13 protein-coding genes are annotated in these 17,282 nt (G+C 74.1%); 5 read left to right on the top strand and 8 right to left on the bottom strand.

The window, feature by feature from the left end; genetic code table 11:
- Positions 1-156: 156 nt before the first annotated feature.
- Positions 157-1,014, top strand: coding sequence for an arylamine N-acetyltransferase (locus tag ACFZDA_RS12740; protein ID WP_391079105.1), 858 nt, complete (start codon positions 157-159; stop codon positions 1,012-1,014).
- Between the two features lie 76 nt (positions 1,015-1,090).
- On the opposite strand, the gene ACFZDA_RS12735 is transcribed toward ACFZDA_RS12740, so the two are convergent.
- The 6 genes from ACFZDA_RS12735 to ACFZDA_RS12710 form a co-directional block, all read right to left on the bottom strand.
- Positions 1,091-1,612: a shikimate kinase gene (locus tag ACFZDA_RS12735; RefSeq protein ID WP_391079104.1), complete on the bottom strand. Its 522-nt coding sequence runs from the start codon at positions 1,610-1,612 to the stop codon at positions 1,091-1,093.
- Positions 1,609-2,793, bottom strand: a complete 1,185-nt coding sequence (gene aroC / locus ACFZDA_RS12730; protein WP_391079101.1) for a chorismate synthase — start codon at positions 2,791-2,793, stop codon at positions 1,609-1,611. Before aroC ends, ACFZDA_RS12735 begins: the two co-directional genes overlap by 4 nt.
- Complete coding sequence (locus tag ACFZDA_RS12725) at positions 2,762-4,705, bottom strand: chorismate-binding protein (protein ID WP_391079098.1); 1,944 nt, start codon at positions 4,703-4,705, stop codon at positions 2,762-2,764. Before ACFZDA_RS12725 ends, aroC begins: the two co-directional genes overlap by 32 nt.
- Positions 4,702-5,325 (bottom strand): isochorismatase family protein, encoded by a 624-nt coding sequence (locus ACFZDA_RS12720; RefSeq protein WP_391079095.1) that lies wholly within the window; start codon positions 5,323-5,325, stop codon positions 4,702-4,704. Before ACFZDA_RS12720 ends, ACFZDA_RS12725 begins: the two co-directional genes overlap by 4 nt.
- Positions 5,326-5,367: 42 nt before the next feature.
- Complete coding sequence (locus ACFZDA_RS12715; RefSeq protein ID WP_391079092.1) at positions 5,368-6,138, bottom strand: 2,3-dihydro-2,3-dihydroxybenzoate dehydrogenase; 771 nt, start codon at positions 6,136-6,138, stop codon at positions 5,368-5,370.
- 66 nt (positions 6,139-6,204) lie between these two features.
- Positions 6,205-7,377 carry a 3-deoxy-7-phosphoheptulonate synthase gene (locus ACFZDA_RS12710; protein WP_391079090.1) on the bottom strand — a complete coding sequence of 391 codons (1,173 nt, stop codon included), beginning with the start codon at positions 7,375-7,377 and terminating at the stop codon, positions 6,205-6,207.
- Between the two features lie 881 nt (positions 7,378-8,258).
- On the opposite strand from ACFZDA_RS12710, the gene ACFZDA_RS12705 reads away from it, so the two are divergent.
- Positions 8,259-9,395, top strand: a complete 1,137-nt coding sequence (locus tag ACFZDA_RS12705) for a transaldolase family protein (protein WP_391079087.1) — start codon at positions 8,259-8,261, stop codon at positions 9,393-9,395.
- 121 nt (positions 9,396-9,516) lie between these two features.
- On the opposite strand, the gene ACFZDA_RS12700 is transcribed toward ACFZDA_RS12705, so the two are convergent.
- Positions 9,517-10,602, bottom strand: coding sequence for a M12 family metallopeptidase (locus ACFZDA_RS12700; protein ID WP_391079084.1), 1,086 nt, complete (start codon positions 10,600-10,602; stop codon positions 9,517-9,519).
- A 95-nt stretch (positions 10,603-10,697) separates the two neighbouring features.
- Here ACFZDA_RS12700 and ACFZDA_RS12695 point away from each other — a divergent pair, with 95 nt between their 5' ends.
- A complete protein-coding gene (locus tag ACFZDA_RS12695) occupies positions 10,698-12,422 on the top strand; it encodes a LuxR C-terminal-related transcriptional regulator (protein ID WP_391079082.1) in 1,725 nt (574 codons plus the stop codon).
- 42 nt (positions 12,423-12,464) lie between these two features.
- Here the strand turns inward: ACFZDA_RS12695 and ACFZDA_RS12690 are convergent, their stop codons facing one another.
- Positions 12,465-15,032: a CHAT domain-containing protein gene (locus ACFZDA_RS12690; RefSeq protein WP_391080121.1), complete on the bottom strand. Its 2,568-nt coding sequence runs from the start codon at positions 15,030-15,032 to the stop codon at positions 12,465-12,467.
- 177 nt (positions 15,033-15,209) lie between these two features.
- On the opposite strand from ACFZDA_RS12690, the gene ACFZDA_RS12685 reads away from it, so the two are divergent.
- Positions 15,210-16,640 carry a S8 family serine peptidase gene (locus tag ACFZDA_RS12685; RefSeq protein WP_391079079.1) on the top strand — a complete coding sequence of 477 codons (1,431 nt, stop codon included), beginning with the start codon at positions 15,210-15,212 and terminating at the stop codon, positions 16,638-16,640.
- Positions 16,641-16,702: 62 nt separating this feature from the next.
- Entirely contained in the window at positions 16,703-17,278 is a 576-nt protein-coding gene (locus tag ACFZDA_RS12680) for a sigma-70 family RNA polymerase sigma factor (RefSeq protein WP_391079076.1), read from the top strand.
- The last annotated feature ends 4 nt before the right edge of the window (positions 17,279-17,282 follow it).

Genomic DNA, 17,282 nt, shown 5'->3' with positions numbered 1-17,282 from the left:
GGTGGGGGGGCGGGGGGGGGGGGGGGGCCCCCCCCCGGGGGGGGGGGGGGCCCCCCCCCCCGGGGGGGGGGGGGGGGCGCCCCCCCCCGGGGGGGGCCCCCCCCCCCCCACCGCCGTGCGATCCGACCCACCTCTCGCACCGGCGGAAGGACGCTCATGGACACTTCAGGCCTGCCCCTCGTGGTCGACGACTCCCCGGAGTGGGGCAGCAAACGGCTCGACCTCGACGCCTATCTCGCCCGCATCGGCTACCGGGGGCCGCGCGACTCCTCCCTCGCGGCGCTCCGCGCACTCCACCGCGCCCACCGGGACTCCGTCTGCTTCGAGAACGTCGACATCGCCCTGGGGCGCACGGTCTCCCTCGACATCGACGCCGTCCAGCGCAAGATCGTCCAGGCGGGCCGCGGCGGATACTGCTACGAGACGAACCTGCTGTTCGCCGCAGCCCTGGACCGCTTCGGCTTCCCGGTCACCCGGCTCCTGGTCCGCATCCGCGAGGGCAGCGACAAACGCCGGTTCCGCTCCCACACGGCCCTGCTGGTGCGGGCGGACGACACGGTGTGGCTGGCCGACCCCGGCTACGGCTACGCGGCGCTCATCGAACCCCTCGCCCTGCACCCCCAAGCGGAGAGCACCGTCGCCGGCTGGTCGTGGCGGCTGACGGCCGAGGACGGCCACTGGCTCCTGCAGTACCGGCGGCCCCGCGGCTGGTTCGACATCTACGCCTTCCGCGCCGAACCGCAGTACGCCGTCGACTTCGAGGCCGCCCACTACGTCAGCTCCACCCGCCCCGGCTCGCCCTTCGTCGGGCAGCTCGTGGTCCAGAGGGCCAACGACGAGGAACGGTACCGGCTCAAGAACAACGAGTTCATCACGGAGTACCGCAGCGGCGAGCAGCGCGTGAGCGTCCTGCGTCCGCACGAGGCCGTGGACGCCGTACGCACCACCTTCGGGCTCCCGCTCACCGCCGAGGAGGAACGGCTGCTGCACGACTTCCTCGCCGCCCGGCGGTGACGGCCCTGCGGCAGCACGAGAACTCCCCGCCCCGCACGGCGGTTCGCGCGGGGCGGGGAGTTTTGTCCCGGTCCGTTCAGGCTTTCGCCGTTCGCGGCGCCAGTGCCGCCAGCACGGCCTCCACGACGCCGTCCGGGGTGCACCCGCTGGTGTCGACCACCGCCCGGGCGACCTCCGTGTAGAGCGGGCGGCGTGCCGCGGCCAGCGCCCGCCACTCGCGGTGCGGATCGCCTGCCAGCAGCGGCCGTCCCGGGTCCCGGCCGATGCGCCGGACCGCCTCGCCGGCGTCGGCGTCCAGGAAGACCACCGGCTGTCCGGCCAGCAGAGCCCGGGTCCGCGGATCGAGGACGGCTCCACCGCCCAGCGCGAGCACCCCGTCGTGCTCGGCGACGGCGCGGGCCACCGCCCGCGCCTCGATCGCCCGGAAGGCGGGCTCGCCGTCGTCGACGAAGATCTCGGCGATGGTCCGGCCCTGCTCGGCGACGATGTCGTCGTCGGTGTCCCGGTAACCGGCCCCGAGCCGCCCGGCCAGCAACTGCCCGACGGTGGACTTGCCCACCCCCATCGGGCCGACCAGCACGACCAACGGCCCGCTCATCGGATCGCGAGGTGGCCGAGGTACGAGGTGACGTTCCGGCGGGTCTCGGCCACCGAGTCGCCACCGAACTTCTCCGCCACCGCGTCGGCGAGGACGAGCGCGACCACCGCCTCCGCGACGATCCCGGCGGCCGGGACCGCACACACGTCGGAACGCTGGTGGTGGGCGGCCGCGGCCTCGCCCGTGGTGACGTCCACCGTCTTCAGCGCCCGCGGCACGGTCGCGATCGGCTTCATCGCCGCCCGCACCCGCAGCAGCTCACCGGTGGACAGCCCGCCCTCGGTACCGCCCGAGCGGCCCGAGGCCCGCCTGACGCCCTCCTCGGTCGCGACGATCTCGTCATGCGCCTCGGAACCAGGCACCCGCGCCAGCTCGAAACCGTCACCGATCTCGACGCCCTTGATCGCCTGGATGCCCATGAGCGCGCCGGCGAGCCGGGCGTCGAGCCTGCGGTCCCAGTGCACGTGCGAACCCAGACCGACCGGCACGCCGTAGGCCAGGATCTCCACCACACCGCCGAGGGTGTCGCCGTCCCTGTGGGCCTGGTCGATCTCCGCGACCATCGCCTTCGACGCGTCCGCGTCCAGACAGCGCACCGGATCGGCGTCCAGCTTCTCCACGTCGGCCGGCGTCGGGTACACGCCCTTCGGGGCCGTGGCCGAGGCCAGCTCGACGACATGGGAGACGATCTCGACCCGGGTGGTCTCCTTCAGGTACGAGCGGGCCACCGCGCCCAGCGCCACCCGGGCCGCCGTCTCCCGCGCGGAGGCCCGCTCCAGGATCGGACGGGCCTCGTCGAAGCCGTACTTCTGCATACCCGCGAGGTCGGCGTGGCCGGGGCGCGGGCGGGTCAGCGGCGCGCCGCGGGCCAGCCCCGCCAGGGTCTCCGGGTCGACCGGGTCGGCCGCCATGACCTGCTCCCACTTCGGCCACTCGGTGTTGCCCACCATGATCGCCACCGGGGAGCCGAGGGTGAGGCCGTGCCGGACACCGCCGAGGAAGGTGACCTCGTCCCGCTCGAACTTCATCCGGGCACCGCGGCCATAGCCCAGGCGCCGCCTCGCGAGATGGTCCGCCACCATGTCCGTGGTGATCGGCACGCCGGCGGGAAGGCCCTCCAGCGTCGCGACGAGTGCGGGACCGTGGGACTCACCCGCGGTCAGCCAGCGCAATCTGCTCAACGGTGCCGCGCTCCCTTCCCGTCGCGCCGGTGAGAACCTCCTTGATCAGGTCGCCGACGATGCGCACGCCGTCCTGGGTGAGCACCGACTCGGCGTGGAACTGCATCGACGCGAAGTGCGGGCCGCGCAGCGCGTGCACCTCGCCGGTGTCGGGGTCGCGGCTGACCTCCACCATGCCCACCCCCGCGCACTCGGCCTTGTCGTCCTCGGCGCGGGCGGCGAACGTGTTGTAGAAGCCGACCCGTTCCCGGACCCCGAACAGGTCGATCTCCCGCTGTACCCCCTGGTTGGGGACCACCCGGCGCACCAGAGGGAAGCCGAGCAGCGTGCACAGCGTCTGGTGGCTCAGGCAGACGGCGAGGAACGGACGCCGTTCGTCCAGCAGGGTGCGTACCGCGGCACGCAGATGGGCGATCTTGGGGTGCTCGGCGTCGTGGGGATCGCCCGGGCCGGGCCCCATCACCACCAGGTCGTATCCGTCGAGGGAGTACGGCTCGTCGAACCGGCGGACCGTCACCTGCAGTCCCATGGCGCGCAGTTGGTGGTCGAGCATCGAGGTGAACGTGTCCTCGGCGTCCACGACCAGCACCCGGCGGCCGCTCAGCACCGGATCCGGCCGCGCCCCCTGGCCGTTCCCGGCCAGCCAGAAGCCGGCGAGGGTGGCGTTGCGCTGTTCCAGTGCCGCCCGGACCCGCGGGTGGTCCGCGAAACGGGAGGGCCCGTCGCTCTCGATGGCCGCGAGCAGGCCCGCCGCCTTCGCGGCGGTCTCGGCGACCTCGCTCTCCGGGTCGGAGTGCCGCACGAGCGTGGCGCCGACCCCGATCCGCAGCCGGCCGGAGGCCTCGATGTCGGCGGTCCGGATCAGGATGGAGGAGTCCAGGGCGCGGTGCCCGGACTCGTCACGGCCGATCAGCGCGACGACGCCGCTGTAGTAGCCGCGGCCCTCGGGTTCGTAACGGTTGATGACCCGGCAGGCGTTCTCCAGCGGGCTGCCGGTGACGGTCGGGGCGAAGAGCGTCTCCCGCAGGATGTCGCGGGCGTCCCGCGTGCTGCGTCCCTCGATGAAGTACTCGGTGTGGGCGAGGCGGGCCATCTCCTTGAGGTACGGCCCGACCACCCGGCCGCCCGACTCGCAGATCCGGGCCATCATCTTCAGTTCCTCGTCCACGACCATGTACAGCTCGTCGGCCTCCTTGCGGTCGGCGAGGAAGTCGAGCACCTGCGGCAGGGTCGGGCCGGTGGACGGGTAGCGGTAGGTGCCGCTGATCGGGTTCATCACCGCCGTGCCCTCGCGCAGGCTGATGTGCCGCTCGGGAGTGGCGCCGACAAGCGTGCGGGAGCCGGTGTGCACCAGGAACGTCCAGTAGGCGCCGCTCTCGCGCTGCAGCAGGCGCCGGAAGATCGCCAGGGCGTGCCGAGGGGTGTAGCCGGTGATGTCGGCGGTGTAGGTGCGCTTGATGACGAAGTTGGCGCCCTCCCCGGTGCCGATCTCGTCCGTGACGACCCGGCGGACGGTGGCGGCGTACTCCTCGTCCGGGACGTCGAAGCGGCCGCCGGACAGCTCCACGGGCAGGTCGGGGATCCGGGTCAGCACCTCGGTGACAGGCACGGTGGTCTGACCGGTGACGGTCATGGCGAGCAGCGGTGTGCCGTCGTCCGGGCAGTCGAATCCGCGCTCGGCGATCTGCCGGTAGGGCACGAGGGCCAGGACCTCGTGGCGGGGGCCGCCGGCCGTCTCCGGGGTGTCGGGCAGGGGCAGTTCGGCGAGGGTGCGCGGCTCGGCCGCCTCACCGGCGACGACGTCCAGCACGCCCGGGCCCGTCGTCTCGGGGCGGTGCAGCAGGGCGTACGCGGCCGGGGGCCGGTCGCCCAGGATCCGGCCGAGCAGGTCGCCGCTCTGGGTGCCGGTCATGCCAGGACCTCCTTGGTGGTGACGACGACGGCGCAGCGCTGCGCCGCGTACTCCATGGCCAGCCGGTGGTGGTACTCGGAGAAGTCGGCCATCGCGTCGGCCACCAGGAACGGCTGAATGTCGTGGGTGAACGCCTCGACGGCGGTCATCAGCACACCCACGTGGGCGTACACGCCGCACAGCACCAGCTGGTCCCGGCCGGCGGCGCGCATCCGCTGAAGCAGGTCGGAGCGGAAGAAGGCGCTGTAGCGCCACTTGGTGAGATGCCAGTCGCCGGGGGCCGGGGCCAGTTCGTCGACGACCTGCCGGTCGGCGGGGGCGGTGCGCATGCCCGGGCCCCAGAAATCCTTCAGCAGGCCCCGCTGCTCGTCGGTCATGCCGCCGGGCTGGGCCGTGTACGCCACCGGCATGCCGAGCCCGGCACAGTGGTCGCGTACCAGCCGGGCGTTGTGCACGAGGTCCTCGCGCAGACCCTCGGGGAGGGGCCGCAGGAAGTAGCGCTGCATGTCGTGCACCAGCAGGACCGCCCGGCCCGGATCGACGGACCACTGGGCGACGTTGCCGGGCAGGTCGCCGGCCGTCGGCATCGGGTAGGGGGTGATCTCGGGTATGCCTGCCATGAGTTGCTCTCCTGGTCGCCTCAAGTCGGTGGGGGTCGGGGCTCAGGCGCCGAGCGCGGCGCCGCCGTCGACGGTGAGTTCGTGCAGGGTGATGTGGGAGGCCTCGTCGGACAGCAGGAAGGCGACGGCGTCGGCGACGTCCGAGGGGCGGGCCACCTTGCCCAGCGGGATGCCGACCCGGAACGCGTCCAGCCGCCCCTCGATCGTGTGCTTCGGGCCGGACTCGTCGTGCCACATGGACGTGAGCATCGGGGTGCTGGTGGAGCCCGGTGCCACCACGTTGCAGCGGATGCCGTCCCGGGCGACCTCCAGGCCCAGGCTCTTGGTGAACATGGTCGCCGCCGCCTTGGACGCGGCGTAGGCGGCCATCTGCACCCGCGGGGTGGCGGCGGCGTTGGACGCCACGGTGACGATCGCGCCGCGCCGGCGGGGCAGCATGCGGTTGGCGACGGCCCGCGACATCAGGAAGACGCCGGTGGCGTTGACGGCGAACGTCGTCGCCCAGTCCTCGTCGGTGAGGTTGCGCACGGCGCCCAGACGCAGCACACCGGCTCCGTTGACCAGGTACTCCAGGGGGCCGAGGCGCTCCTCGGCCTCCCGGACCACGGCGTCGACCTCCGCGGTGCTGGTGACGTCGGCGGGCAGGGCCTGCGCCTCCAGGCCGTCCGCGCGCAGCTTGTCCACCACCTGCCCCAGCCGGTCGGCGTCACGGTCCACGGCTCCCACCACCGCGCCGCGTTCGGCGAGGGCGCGGGCCACCGCCTCGCCGATGCCGCCCGCGGCTCCGGTGACGAGTGCGACTTTTCCGTCCATCTTCAGGACCTCCTCATCTGCGTGTCCGACCGACGGCCGTGCCGGCCGGGGTGGATGGCCTGGCTGTCAGCCGAGCCAGGCCGAGGCCACGGCGACGGCCTGGCTGGGGTTGAGGCGCGGATCGCAGTAGGACGTGTACTTGTCCGCGACGTGATCGACGCAGGCGTCGTTGGGGACGCACTCGGTGACGTCGTCCGGGGTGGTCTCCAGGTGCAGCCCGCCGATGATGCCGCCCTCGGAGCGGACGGCCTCCTGGAAGTCCTGGATCTCCCGCTCGATCGTCTCCAGGAAGCGCGTCTTGAGGCCGTTCGGCAGCGTGACGGTGTTGCCGTGCATGGCGTCGGTCAGCCAGATCACCGGATGCCCGGCCTCGCGCGCCGCGGCGACGAGCTTCGGCAGCCGGTCGCCGACCGTGGACGCCCCCATGCGGGCGATGAGCGTCAGACGGCCCTTCTCCCGGTCGGGGTCGAGCCGTTCGCACAGCCCGAGGAGTTCGTCCCTCGTCACCTTCGGCCCGATCTTGCAGGCGACCGGGTTGGCGACCCGGGACAGCAGGGCGACATGGGCGCCGTCGAGCTGGCGGGTGCGCTCGCCGATCCACGGCCAGTGCGTGGAGGTGAGGAGGAGCCGGCCCCGCTCGTCCCTGCGGACCATGGGGAGTTCGTAGTCGAGGATCAGCGCCTCGTGGCTGGTCCACACCGGCGCCTCCACGCCGTGCCGCCGTCCGGCGTCCCGCCAGCCGAGGTGGGTCATGATCTCGCGGGCCGCCTGGTAGCAGGCCAGGATGCGCCGGGGCTCCGGACGCCGGCTGTCCGGGTCGGGCTCCGGTCCGTTGACCATGTGGCCCCGGTAGGAAGGCAGTTCCACACCGCCCACCAACTCGGTGGGGCTGGAGCGGGGCTTGCCGAACTGACCCGCGATACGGCCCACGCGGATCACCGGCTTGTGCGTGATCATCTTCAGCGCGCCGGCCAGAAGGTCCAGCACGGCGCTCTTACGGGCGACGTAACCGGGCGTGCACTCGGCCGGATCCTCGGCGCAGTCGCCGGACTGGACGACCAGGGCGTCTCCGGAGGCGACCCGCGCCAGCAGCGAGCGCAGCGTGTCGACGTCCTCCGCGTCGACGAGGGCCGGGCGCCGGGCCAGCGTCTCCGCGACCTCTCGCACCTCGGACGCATCATCCCAATCGGGCTGCTGCCTGGCCGGTTTCTCCATGATGTCGAGCAGAGCGTCGTCCACTGGTGTCTCCTTCGGCGAATGGCATGACTTCGGCGCGCCATCGCCGGGGCAGGGGAAACCCCGTGACTGCGCGGCCGTGCGGGTTCGGACGTGGGCCGGCGGGGCCGGGCGCACCGCGGTGGGCTGCGGGCCGCCGGTCATCGGACCAGCCGCACGAGCGGCGCCGCCGCGCTCCGTGCGGGTGGTGCCCGTCCGCGCGCCGCGGCGCGACGACTGCCGCATTGTTCGGCGCGCGTAATAGCTCTGGTGATAGCTCCGGTGGCGAGATTCGTCGCGGGCGGGAATTGCTCGCTTTGTGGTGGACCGCGGTCGCGTGGGCATGCAACGGCGCCCGCCCAGCGAATGCGTTACCGGATGAGGTGTGACGCTTTCCCGTTCATCCGGCGCCGGCGCGGGGCCGGGAAACCGGAACGACGGTCATGGGCCTGTTCGCGGCCCGCCCCGGCCCGGCCCGGCCTGGAGCCGAGCGGCCGTTCGAGCGCTGCCCTCTGGGGGAGCCGGGACCGGATACGCATACAGAAACCGGTCGTTCACCCAGGTGACGGGCGCCCGATGCCGGTCGGCGGACGGGGTGCGGACAGGTCCCTGCGCGGGAGCCGTCGAAGACGGCGGGTGGCTCGTGCACGCGGTGCTCCCTCGGCAGACGGAGTGGCCGTGCCGGACCTCGGGCCGGCTGTTCGCTCCGATCCTGTATCGAAAGCGAAGCCCGTCCCAATGACGCTCGGAGGACTTCGTCAAATAGCCGCTACTTCATCAGGTCGAAGTCGGAACCACTTTGCGCCAATGTGCCACGTCACCCGTAGTTCATCTCGGGTGCATGCCAATAACCTGACGGTGACGCTTGAACTCGCGACTTATGCATCAAGGAGTGACGACCCGCCATGTCGGACCGGCTGAGGCGACCGGGCGTGCTGGAGCTGGACGAGCTGGTCGCGGAGGGCGTCTCGCCCTGGCTGGACGGACTCACCCGGCGCCACCTGGCCTCCGGATGCCTGACCCGCCTCATCGCGCACACCGGAGTCCGGGGCGTCACATCGGACCCGGCCGCGCTGGCCGCCGCCGTCGAGACCGACGACGCCTACCGCGAACAGCTCGCGGGCCTGGCTTTCGACGACATCTGCGCCGCCGACGCGGTGCGAGCGGTGGCGGCCTACGACCTCCGCTGGGCGTGCGACGAACTCCGGCCGGTGTACCAGGCCACGCGAGGACTGGACGGCATGGTGTCGATGGACCTGGATCCGCACCTCACGCGCGACGTCGAGTCGGTCGTCGCGGAGGCGGAGCAGACGCTGCGCGCGGTGAACCGGCCCAACGCGATGGTCAAGCTGCCGGCCACCGCCGAGGGGATCGCCGCGATCAGGGAGTGCGTCGGCGAGGGCTTCCCCGTCCACGTCACCGCGGTCTTCTCGGTGTCGCGCTACCGCCAGGCCCTCGACGCCTACGTGGAGGGCCTGAAGCGTGCGCTGGCCGACGGCCGGCGGCTCCCGGCACTCTCCTCGGTCGTCTCACTGCCCGTGGGCCTGCTGGACGCGGAGGTGGACGCGCGGCTGGAGGAACTGGGCACCCCGGACGCCCTGGCGCTGCGCGGCGAGGCCGCCCTGGCACGTGCCCGCCGCTTCTACCAGATGTACGACGACTGGTTCGGCGGCACCGGCTGGCGGGCCCTGGCCGCCGCGGGAGGCCATCCGCAGCGACTGATGTGGACGGCCACGACCGTGACCGACCCCTCGTCGTCCCCCACCCGGTACGTCGAACGGCTCGTCACCTGGGGCACGATCACCTCGATGACCCTGCCCACCCTGGAGGCGGCCGTCCATCACCTCGCCCTGCGCGGTGACACGCTGATGGGCGGTCACCGTGCGGCCCTGGAGGTGTGGGGACGGCTGGAACGTCTCGGCATCGACGGTGACGAGATCGCCCGGAAGCTGGAGGCCGAGAGCGCCAGGCGGCTGACGGCCGCGTGGCGCGACCTGTACGCGGCGGTGGACGCGGGACGGCGCACGGCCCACAAGGGGTAGCCGCCCGGGCGGCGGGGGTGCGGCGTGGCCGAGGACGTCACCCACCCCCATGGGCGACGTCCTCGACCGTTCCCCCGGTGCCGGACTGTGGCTCAGGTGTCCGTGCGGCGGGCGCGTGCCGTCACCAGCACATCACCGCCGTCTCGCCGGAACCCCAGGCGGAGTACTGGCGTACCCGGACGATGTAGCGGCGGCCCTTGACGAGCCGCGCGCTGATCGTGGCGTTGTGCGGGGTTCCCCCGTCGTCCTGCCCGGCGAGGTACCGCGGTTCCCCGTCCCGCTCCTCGAAGACCACGACGACGGCGTCGCTGTCGCCGAAGGTGCCCAGCGTGTATGTGCGGGTCTGCGGCGGGTCGACGACGAAGTCGGCCTGCTCGCCCGGCCCGAGACCGAGCGGTGCCGAGCGGAACGGCACCAGCGCGGGTGGACCCGGCCGATCCGCCGCCGGATACCAGCGGAGCACGAACTCCTTGTCGCCGGCGGACAGGGTGCCCGGCGGGTTGAGCCCCGCGCGGTACTGCTCCGGCTCCAGGACCAGCCCCGACGAGAACGGAAACTCCATGATCGACTGCGGGTCCCAGACGGAGCCGTTGACCTCGTGCGCGTCGAGCTTGCGCAGGATGTTGTAGTGCGTGCGCTCCCGGCTCCAGTGGTGGGGCGGGCCCGCCAGCTCGGCGTACACGGCCTCGTCGTCCCAGTGGATGCCGGCGAACGGGCTCTGGTGCTCGTGCAGCATGCCGAGCGCGTGCCCGATCTCGTGCAGGACCGTCCCGCGCTCCCCGGGCGCGGTCAGGTCCCAGCCGAAGTTCATGGTGCGCTCGTGCCTGCCGGCCAGCAGCGCGTCCCGGCCCACCGCCGACCAGGAGCCGGCGCCGAGCTGGAACCCGATGCGCAGTTCCGCCTCCGAGCGGTCCTCGACCTCGGCGAAGACGATCCCGACGCCGAGGTCCCGCCACTGCGCGAAGCACCCGCGCACCACGTCCCGCTGCTCCTCGCCACCGGCCCACGGCACGCGTCGCGTCATCCCCGTCCCCGGCACGGGGATGACGGACGCGTCGGTGTCGCGGTCGAAGAAGCAGTAGTGCAGCACCGTGCCGTTGACCCACATCCGCCGCCCGCCCGCGAGCGCGCTCAGCCGCTCGGACGCCAGCCCCGGTGCGAAGGCGGGCGCCGGCGACTGTGCCAGCGAGCAGTAGCCTGCGGTCATGGCCCCAGCCTGCCCCGCGGCCGGTCCCGGGCGCCTGAGTCGGGGGCTACTCAAGTCGCCCTGTATCAGAGGTGAGTAGCCGCGCTCATGTCTGTGTGACGACTTACGAGAGGGACGCGACAACGCTGGAGCCGCCCTGGCCGTTCACCGGGCGGGAGGACGAACTGGAGCTGGTCCGCCGGTCCCTGGCCGGGGGACGCCGCGGCATCGTGGTGACGGGCCCGGCGGGCTGCGGCAAGACCCGCCTCGTCACCGAGGCGATCCGCGGCACCGACTGCGCCCGGGCGGCGGGTACGCCCGAGAGCCGGGCCATCCCCTTCGCCGCGTTCGCCCATCTGCTGCCCGAGTCGGTCACCCCGCACCGCGCCGTCCAGCTCCTGTCCGGCCTGCGCACGCTGCTCGTGGACGACGCCCACCTCCTCGACGACGCCTGTGCCGCCCTGGTCCACCAGCTCGCCGTGCACGGCCGCACCCGCCTGCTGGTCGTCGCCACGGACGGCATCCCGGTGCCGGGCGCGATCTCCCGGCTGTGGACGGGGGAACTCCTGCCGCGGCTCACTCTGCGGGCGCTGCCCGAGGAGGAGACCGCGCAGCTGCTCACCGCCGGGGCCGGGCCCCTCGAACCGCTCACCGTCAACCGGTTGCGGCGCCTGAGCCGGGGCGACCTGCGGCTGCTGCGCGACCTGCTCGGGGCGGTGCGAGGCCGGCTCGCCCTCGTCCCGGGCACCGGCGAACGGGCGTGGCGGGGCCCCGTGCCGCTGACCACGGCCGTCCGCGAACGCACCGCCCCCGTCCTCGCCCGCGCCTGCCCGCTCGAACGGGAGACCCTCGACCGCCTCGCCTTCGCCGAACCGCTGTCGCCGGCGCTCGACGACCTGGACCTCGGTGCCCTGGAAGTCCTGGAGTCCGACGGCCTGGTCGAGGTCGACGACCTGGGCGGCGTCCGCCTCGCCCACCCCCTCCACGGCCCGGTGCTCAGAGCCGCGGCGGGCCGGCTGCGGGCACGCCGGCTGGCCCGGACGCCGGACGCGTACGCCGCCGCCCTCGACGCCGAGTCGGCCGCACTGGCCCGCCGGATCGACCAGGACGACGTGCGGGCGATGCCCACGCCGGTGGGGGAGTGGCTGGTCGCCGAGGGCGGCCCGCTGCCCGCCCCGTACGCCGCCGTACATGCCCGGTTCGCCCGGCTGCGGGGAGAGCTGAGGGAGGCGGCGGCCTGGGCGAGGGAAGGACTGCGGGGCGATCCCGAGGACGAGGCGTGCCGGGTTGAACTCGCCCGCGCCTGCGCACCGGTGGACAGCGGCCGAGACCTGGACCTCGACGCCCTCACCGACCCCTACGACGCCGTACGCATCGGCTCTCCCGAGAAGGTCATCGACCGGCTGACCGGTGTGTTCGCACGGCACGCCGACGCGCTCACCCGGGCCGACGGACCGGCCCTGGACGAGGTGGCCGAGGAACTGGAGCGGCGCGGTTTCACGCTGTTCGCAGCGGAGGCGCACGCCCAGGCCGTGCGCGCCCACCGCGATCCCAGCGCCGCCCGGCACTCCCGCACCCGGGCCGTCGCCCTGGCCCGGCGCTGCCAGGGCGCCCGCACACCCGCCCTGTCCGGGCTGGTCCTCGGCGAACTCACCGCCCGGCAACGGCAGATCGTCACCCTCGCGGCGGCGGGCCTGAGCAACCGGCAGATCGCCGAACGCCTCACCCTGTCCGTCCGGACCGTCGGCAACCACCTGTACAGCGCCTACGCCCGGCTCGGCGCGAGCGACCGCGGCGCCCTGCCCTGGCTGACGGCGCTCCCGCAAGCCCAGCCGGCCTGAGGCCGCGACCTGACCGGCGGCCTGACCCGAACAGGGGACGGGTCAGGCCGCCCCGAACGCCGAGAACGCCCAGCCCGTGGCCTGGTGCAGCGCGTCGCCCGGCACAGCGGCTCGCGCGTCGCGCAGCGCCTCCGCCAGGGACAGCCCGGCCCCGAGGCCCTTGTGCAGCGCGAGCATCAGCGGCACCACCGCGGCGTCGTTGACGGGCGCGCTGCACGCCACCACCCCGGCCGTGCCCAGCGGCAGCAGCGCGGTGACCAGCCCGAGCAGTTCGTCGGCGCCGACGGAGGCGAGCAGGGCGGTGTCGCAGCAGGACAGGATGATCCGGTAGGGGCTGCGGTCCAGACGCTCGAAGTCGTGCACGACGATCGGGCCGTCGGCCATCCGCAGCGAGGAGAACAGCGGGCTGTCCGCCCGGAACGTGCCGTGCGCGGCGATGTGCGCCAGCACGGCCCCGTCCAGCTCCTCCAGCACGCGCGGCACCCGCGCCTCGTCGTCCTCCAGGACCGTCGCGCAGGCGTACCGCCCGGCCAGTTCGGGCACCTCGGCGCCGCCCGTGGCCAGGCCCGGGCCGCGTACCAGCACATGACGGCCGTCCGGCGGCGGCGCCGTCTCCCGGGCCCGCAGCCAACTGCCCGCCGACGGCGACACGCTGAGCACCCGTTCCCGCAGGGACGGCAGCAGCGCCCACGGCACCCGGTGCAGCCGCCCCGGCGGCACGATCACCACCGGGCCGCCGCCCAGATGCGCCGCGGCCGGCCCCAGCAGCAGCTCCTCAAGCCGCCGCCCCGCGGCCTCCACCACGGCAAGCCGCGCCTCGGCCCCGGGGTGCGCCAGCCGCCGCAGCCCCGCCTGCACGTGCTCGGCCTCGGTCTCCGCCTCGGCCAGCAGCCCGGCCTCGAACCTGCGCACCCGCCCCTGCCCGCACAGCAGCACCTGCACCCGACCGTCGAGCACGGCGAGTTCCACCAGCCGTACCTCGTCGCCCAGCCGCTCCAGCAGCCGGCCGACATCGAAACGGCCGCCGCCACCGGGCGCCGCACCGCGCATGTGCAGCGTCCGGGAGCGGATCTGCCGCTCCAGACGCCGCTGTTCACGCTCCAGTGCCACAACCGGCCGGCCCTCCATCCGGGCGGCCTCCGCACGGGAGGCGATCTCCCGGAAGGCGGTCATGCCGCTGAGCAGCTCCGGGTCGGCGGGCGGCCGGGTCGGCGGGGTCGACAGCACGGTCGCCCGCCAGCGCTCGCTCCACACCAGCAGCCGCCGCGGCCCGCCGGAGACCAGACTGGCGCGCCCGGCCAACGCGGCCAGTTCCGCGCCCTGTTCGGTGGCGCGGGCCCGCAGCTCCGAGGCGCCCAGCGTCATCCGGTGGTCGTCGAGCACGTCCAGGCCGCGCCGGCAGGCCTCCAGCACGCCCCGGGCCGACCCGGCGGCCCGGGCCCGCAGCGCCTGCGCCGCCCAGCCCGTCATCCGCGCCAGCGGCGGGCCGCCCCGCCGGCTGCGGGCGGCGACGGCCAAGTGCCGCTCCGCGTCCGCCGTCCAGCCCAGGCCCAGCGCGATCCGCCCCGCCAGCAGCGACGCCTCCGGCGCCGCCGGCGCGCCGAAGGCGGCCAGCTTCCCGGCCACCGCGGCCGCGTCGGCCACCAGCCGCCCCGAGCCGCGCCCGGCCGCGTGCCGCGCCTCGATCAGCACCAGCCGGGCGTGCGTCTCCCACCAGGTGCGCCGCTGCCCGGCGAACAGCCGGACCGCCAGGGCGGCCCGGGCGATCGCGGTGTGCGGGTCCCCGGCCAGCCGGGCGGCCCGCGCGGCGGCCAGCAGCAACTCGGCCTTGCGGGTGGACTGCCCGCCGATCCCGTCGAGCCGCCCGATCGCCGCGTCCGCCTCCGCCAGCGCCTCCGGCGCCAGCCCGGCCGCCATCAGCACCTCACAGCGCCGGATGTTCAGCATGAACGTCGGCGTGCCCAGCCGGGCGTACCGCTCCTCCGCCTCGTCGAGCAGCCGCAGCGCGGCCGGCACGTCACCGGACCGGAACGCGGCGAGCCCCCGGCTCTCCACCGCGTCGGCCTTGTCGTGCTCCTGGCCCGTGGTGTCCCACAGCGCCTCGGCCGCGGTGAAGTCCGCCTCGGCCCGCTCCACCGCCCCCAGCGCCAGATGCACGGTCGCCCGCAGGGTCAGCGCCCGCGCCGTCCAGATCACGTCCTCCGCCTGCCGCAGCACCGGTATCGCCCGCCGTACGTCCTCCAGCGCCTCGCGATGGTGACCGAGCACCCACCACACATACGCCCGCCGGTACAGCACCCGCGCCCGTGTGTGCCCGCCGCCCCGCGCGACCCCACGCTCGAACGCCGCGAGGCCCTCCCGGGTACGGCCCGCGTGCACCAGCGCCACCCCCAGGGTGGCCAGCACGTCCGCCTCCCGGTCGGCCGAGTCCGCCCGCGCCGCGCACTCCCGGGCCCGCCGCAGATGGTTCAGCGCGAGCCGCAGATCACCGAAGTCCCGCTGCCAGATGCCGATCACCTGGTGGGCGACGGACGCGTCCAGCGGGGAGGGATCGGCGTCGAGCAGCGCCCGGGCCCTCGCGAGAGCCTCGCCCGGGTCGGCGAACACCATCGGCAGCAGTTCCCGCACCGCGTCGCTTCCCGCTGTCACTCCTCGGATGGTAGTGGCCCCCGAACCGCGCCACACCGGGGTGGCGCTGTATCAAAAGACGGGCCAGTGGCTCTAGTCGACGAGTACCGACGACCGTTCGCCGCACCGACCGACGCCGTCGCCCAGTGGGAGGACCGCATGGCACCTCAGCGATTCCACGAGCAGTTCGACCAGATCCAGCGCTCGATGCCCGACGTCCCCCTGGCGATGGGACCGGACGACTCGGCCGAGTTCATGTACGAGAAGGGTGTCGTCCTCGTCCGCGACGGCGAGGAGGCCGGGATCGTCGAGGACACCGTACGGGCGCACTTCACGGCGGCACCCGACCTCGACCAGGAGCAGGTCCGCCGGGCCGGCCCGCAGCGCAACCGCAGCGGCGTCACCCGGATCCGGGTCGGCGACCCCGGCCAGGGAGGGCGGGGAGCGGACCGGGCCGTCGCACACGCGCTGCGGGCCGTACGCGAGCACGAGGACCGCGCCGGGCGCCGGATGGCCGCCCGCAACCACGTGGTGCACATCGCGGTCAACGCCTGCCCCGGCGACGAACCCGTACCCGTCCCGGTGACCGAGCCGCCCAACCCGGCCGCCGCGGACACGGCGTACGACCCGGACAGCGCCGTCGGCGTCCTCGTCGTCGACACCGGCCTCACGCACGACTACCGCTCCTGCGCGCGCCTCGCCCACACCGACGGCGACGCCCAGGTCCAGGAGTGCGACGAGCAGGGGATCCTCCGGCAGTACGTCGGGCACGGCACGTTCATCGCCGGGCTCGTCGCCGCCGTCGCGCCCAACACCGACATCACCGTGCGCGGCAGCCTCAGCGACGCGGGCGCGATCCTGGAGTCGGAGTTCGGCGAGAGGCTCTTGGAGGCCGTCGACGCCGGCGGCTGGCCCGACGTCCTCAGCCTCTCCGCCGGCACCTCCAACGGCCGCACCGACGGCCTGCTCGGCGTGGAGACCTTCATGCGGGAACTGCGCGAGCAGCGCACGCTGCTGGTCGCCGCCGCCGGCAACAACGGCAGCGCCGCCCCCTTCTGGCCCGCCGCCTACGCCGACCTGCCGGGCTGGGAGGACTCCGTGCTGTCGGTCGGCGCACTGCGCGGCGACGGCGAGTCCGCCGCCTGCTTCACCAACCACGGCCCCTGGGTGAAGGTCTACGCCCCCGGCGAGCGCCTCACCAGCGCCCTCACCGGCTTCGAGACGCCCGTCCCGTACGTCTACCAGCACTCCACGTACGACGCCTGCCGCTACGGCTTCACCTACGGCTGCACCTGCCGGCACCCCCGCCACACCGGCGTGCTCAGCGACGACAACGCCGCCGCCAAGCCCGACCAGGTGATGTTCGAGGGGTACGCGCAGTGGAGCGGCACCTCCTTCGCCACCCCGGTGACCGCCGGCCTGGTCGCTGCCCACATGACGGCGCACAAGGAGACCGACCCGCGCGCGGCCCGGCGGCAGCTGCTCGCCGGCGGCACCGGGGTCGCGGACGTGCGCGGGGCGCAGGTGCCCGCGCTGCGCCCGCCCACCTGGCGCCCCGTCCCGGTCGTGCGCCTCACCCCCGGGCCGTGAGGCCCGGAACCGCCCCCTCCACGGCGTACGATGACGTGCCGTACTCGAGGGGTGGGGCTGCCGTGGACCGTACTGATGCCGGCGCGCTCGTCCAGGCCGCCGCCGACGGCGACGCGGCGGCCTGGAAGGCGCTCGTGGAAGGGCTGAGCCCCCTGGTGTGGTCCGTGGTGCGGGCCCACAGGCTGTCCGACGCGGACGCCCACGAGGTGTATCAGACCGCCTGGTTCCGCTTCGCCCAGCACCTCGGGCGGATCCGGGAACCCGGCAAGGCGGGCGCGTGGCTGGCGAGCACCGCGCGCCACGAGTGCCTGAAGGTCATCCGGAGCGCGCAGCGGCTGACCCTGACCGACGATCCGCAGCTCCTGGACCGGGTCAGCGAGGACGGCACGCCGGAACAGTCGCTGCTCGACTCGGAGGAGGCCGCCGCCCAGAGCGAACGCGTACGGCGGCTGTGGCAGGAGTTCGAGGAACTGGGCGAGCGGTGCCGGCAGTTGCTGCGGGTACTGATGGCCACGCCGCCGCCCAGCTACCAGGACGTGTCCGCCGCGCTCGGCATCGCGGTGGGCAGCATCGGGCCGCTGCGCCAGCGCTGTCTGCGGCGGCTGCGGGCCCGGCTCGAAGCGCGGGGGGCGATGTGAGCGA

Origin of the sequence: Streptomyces sp. NPDC007991 (assembly GCF_042958445.1) — a bacterium.
Lineage (GTDB): Bacteria > Actinomycetota > Actinomycetes > Streptomycetales > Streptomycetaceae > Streptomyces.
The sequence above is the reverse complement of the archived record's forward strand: the minus strand, read 5'-3'. Positions and strand labels throughout refer to the sequence as shown.

Excerpts from the sequence above, each read along its gene's own strand:
- ACFZDA_RS12725 (WP_391079098.1), bottom strand. The coding sequence starts at position 4,705 with ATGACCGGCACCCAGAGCGGCGACCTGCTCGGCCGGATCCTGGGCGAC.
- ACFZDA_RS12715 (WP_391079092.1), bottom strand. The coding sequence starts at position 6,138 with ATGGACGGAAAAGTCGCACTCGTCACCGGAGCCGCGGGCGGCATCGGC.
- ACFZDA_RS12705 (WP_391079087.1), top strand. The coding sequence starts at position 8,259 with ATGTCGGACCGGCTGAGGCGACCGGGCGTGCTGGAGCTGGACGAGCTG.
- ACFZDA_RS12720 (WP_391079095.1), bottom strand. The coding sequence starts at position 5,325 with ATGGCAGGCATACCCGAGATCACCCCCTACCCGATGCCGACGGCCGGC.
- ACFZDA_RS12735 (WP_391079104.1), bottom strand. The coding sequence starts at position 1,612 with ATGAGCGGGCCGTTGGTCGTGCTGGTCGGCCCGATGGGGGTGGGCAAG.
- ACFZDA_RS12685 (WP_391079079.1), top strand. The coding sequence starts at position 15,210 with ATGGCACCTCAGCGATTCCACGAGCAGTTCGACCAGATCCAGCGCTCG.
- ACFZDA_RS12740 (WP_391079105.1), top strand. The coding sequence starts at position 157 with ATGGACACTTCAGGCCTGCCCCTCGTGGTCGACGACTCCCCGGAGTGG.
- ACFZDA_RS12690 (WP_391080121.1), bottom strand. The coding sequence starts at position 15,032 with ATGGTGTTCGCCGACCCGGGCGAGGCTCTCGCGAGGGCCCGGGCGCTG.
- ACFZDA_RS12700 (WP_391079084.1), bottom strand. The coding sequence starts at position 10,602 with ATGACCGCAGGCTACTGCTCGCTGGCACAGTCGCCGGCGCCCGCCTTC.